Source organism: Protofrankia sp. CiP1_Cm_nod2, from assembly GCF_920664355.1.
Lineage (GTDB): Bacteria > Actinomycetota > Actinomycetes > Frankiales > Frankiaceae > Protofrankia.
In genome coordinates, this window is sequence record NZ_CAKKTL010000398.1 from 1 (window position 1) to 514 (window position 514).

Genomic DNA, 514 nt, shown 5'->3' on the forward strand with positions numbered 1-514 from the left:
CTCGGTGACCCGGCTGGTCCGCCACGCCACCGGCCACGGGCTCGACCTCACGTCCCTGATGGCCGTGCTGCGCACGAGCAACCGCTGGGAGCGGCTCGTCATCCCCGCGTTCGTCTACTTCTTCGCCCAGCTCTACCCGTTCCGCCGGGCCAACCGGCCGACGGCGCGCACGGCGGCGGCGGCCGGCGGATGCGTCCTGCTGCGCCGGGCCGCGCTGGACCGCGCCGGTGGGATCGCCGCCATCCGCGGCGCGGTCATCGACGACTGCTCGCTGGCCAGGGCCGTCAAGCGCGGCGGGGGACGGATCTGGCTGGGCCTGGCCGACCGCGGGCCCGGGGGTGTGCGCAGCGTCCGCCCGTACCCCGGGCTCGCCGACCTGTGGAAAATGATCTCCCGTAGCGCGTACACCCAGCTGCGGCATTCGCCCGTGCTGCTCGCCGGCACCGTCGTCGGCCTGGTGCTGACCTACCTGCTGCCGCCGGTGGCGGCCGTGATCGGGCTGGCGGGGGCTCTC

1 protein-coding gene is annotated in these 514 nt (G+C 75.3%); it reads left to right on the plus strand.

What is annotated here, in order from left to right:
- The coding region (locus NBW84_RS23905; RefSeq protein WP_445548842.1) for a glycosyltransferase at positions 1-514 on the plus strand (514 nt) is incomplete at both ends.